The sequence below is a fragment of the Micromonospora sp. LOL_013 genome (assembly GCF_048060315.1).
Taxonomy (GTDB): domain Bacteria; phylum Actinomycetota; class Actinomycetes; order Mycobacteriales; family Micromonosporaceae; genus Micromonospora_E.
In genome coordinates this window covers 1-374 of sequence record NZ_JBHMIQ010000122.1, presented here as the reverse complement: position 1 = coordinate 374, position 374 = coordinate 1, and the positions used below count along the sequence as shown (strand labels likewise).

At 72.7% G+C, this 374-nt stretch carries 1 protein-coding gene; it reads right to left on the bottom strand.

The annotated features are described in order from the left end of the window. The coding region (locus tag ACFHWS_RS28600) for an IS110 family transposase (RefSeq protein ID WP_416569596.1) at positions 1–374 on the bottom strand (374 nt) is incomplete at both ends.

Sequence of the window (374 nt, the reverse complement as noted above, 5' to 3'; positions counted from 1 at the left end):
CATGCGTGGCGCGCGGGCTTTGACGATCTCGGTGAGTTTCGCCCGGCCGGCCCTGCGCAGCCCGGTGGGTACGCCGCACCGTGAGAGTGCCTCGAGTACGGCGGGGTGCTGCAGTTTCGGGCCGAGGACGCGTTCCGGGGGTGGGTGGATCTGGGTGAGCAGGCCCCGGATGCGGTTGCCCACGCGGGTGACCTCGCCGGCGAGGTCGTCGTCGTAGCCGACCATCACCTCCAGTTCGGCGAGGGTCTCTTCGCCGGTGTCGACCCGGCGCAGGGTGTGGGGCAGGGTGCGGGCGGCGTCGGCGATGACGTAGGCGTCGCGGGCGTCGGTCTTCGCGGTGCCGGGGTGCAGGTCGGCCAGCCGGCGCATGACCA